The organism is Siphonobacter sp. BAB-5405, assembly GCF_002872335.1.
GTDB lineage: Bacteria > Bacteroidota > Bacteroidia > Cytophagales > Spirosomataceae > Siphonobacter.
Map to the genome: position 1 here is coordinate 1 of NZ_NJAG01000060.1, position 1,423 is coordinate 1,423.

Annotated in this window: 1 protein-coding gene and 1 pseudogene; one reads left to right on the forward strand and one right to left on the reverse strand. The window is 45.7% G+C overall.

Annotated elements, in window-relative coordinates:
- Positions 1 to 95: 95 nt before the first annotated feature.
- Positions 96 to 860: a porin family protein gene (locus BWI97_RS25055; RefSeq protein WP_094815130.1), complete on the reverse strand. Its 765-nt coding sequence runs from the start codon at positions 858 to 860 to the stop codon at positions 96 to 98.
- Between BWI97_RS25055 and BWI97_RS25060 the strand changes: the two are divergent.
- Positions 859 to 1,423: pseudogene (locus tag BWI97_RS25060) on the forward strand (hypothetical protein); the annotation flags it as partial. The gene BWI97_RS25055 and the pseudogene BWI97_RS25060 sit on opposite strands and share 2 nt — an antisense overlap.

Sequence of the window (1,423 nt, forward strand, 5' to 3'; positions counted from 1 at the left end):
AATTSTATGCGCTTGGTGTTTAAAATTTGTAAGATTAAAACAGAAATTAAACTAATGTATGATTTATTAATTTATTGTTATTTCTAAAATAGTATTTAAAACTTATATGCTAAATCCAGAAAAAAGCAGTTGCTTTTGATGGACAAATCACGATCCCGATAAAGATTAACCAGTCCTCTTTGATAGCTCAATCCAAATACCAGAGCATCACTGCCACTTAACGCATATTCACCGCCACCAGCCAGCAGTAAATTCACGTCTCCAAAACCAAAAGACCGGCTCCGATCTTTCGAGTCATTATAAAGAAACAACGCATTTAAGGGACGATTGATGGGCTTTTCTGACAGTTTTAGATCCGCTACGCCCCCAAACTGTACAAACAGACGGAGGCGGTCGGCTACTTCATTGGTCAGCAACTTGAACGTAACCGGAAGCTGTAAATACTGGAGGTTAAACTGAGAGGTCGTCGCCGAGCCTGGTGGGGTCAGATTACTTAAGAACGTCGCCGAATTACGTACATTCACCCGTTTCACCGTATACCACAAGCCCGTACTAAAGGCGTATTTATCGGTAAAAAAGAAATCAGCGATGGGTCCTAGACTGAGCCGAACGCCTGCTCCGTTATTATCAAAGGAGCTGTATTCACCGGCACTTTCAATGCGGTGACCACTGATGAATGGGGAAACTTTAAAACCCATTTGTACCCCTGTGGGACGATACCGAACCAGGCCCCGATCTTCGCGATACTTTTCCCGAACCGGGCGGTACTGAGCGGTGGCTGTAAAGGAAAGAGTGAAGAAAAGCCCCAACAGGAGATTTTTTTGCGTAATTTTGCTCGATTTTTTGAAGGTCTTTTTCATGAGAAAAATTTTGATTATCAGCTTCTTGGCTGGAATCTTGGGTACTTTTGCCGCGTGCGAGTCGTCTACAGAGTCAGGTCAGCATACGCTAAAAACGCTGCCCGGAGCCGATACCATCCAGATTCATTTAGCGATCGAACGGCTGGATTCTTCACTTTTTGCCTGCTCTTCCAGGGAAGAGGTCAAGCACTGGCTGGATACGCATCCCGGTTTTGTAAACAACTATTTCCCGAAAAATGAGTTCCAGGATCGTAATCAGCTCGTTACCGAACTGCACCGGAGAGTAAACGAACCAAGCCTACGGGAATTTTATAAACAGGCTCAGGAAAGTTTTCAAAACTTCCAGCCCCTACAGGCCGATCTGCGTACCGCTTTTCGGAACATGAGGGCCTACGATCCCAGGTTCCGAACGCCACGCGTGCAACTGGTTTTTACCGGTTTTATGGGCCCCGATCTGATGGTCAGTGACAGCGTACTGGTCATTGGCATTGATTACTTCATGGGTTCTAAAGCCAAGTATCGGCCTGACGTATACGCTTACCAGCTCTGGCGATACACGCCCC

Bases quoted from the DNA above. Each gene is read 5' to 3' on its own strand.
- BWI97_RS25055 (WP_094815130.1), bottom strand. From the start codon at position 860: ATGAAAAAGACCTTCAAAAAATCGAGCAAAATTACGCAAAAAAATCTC.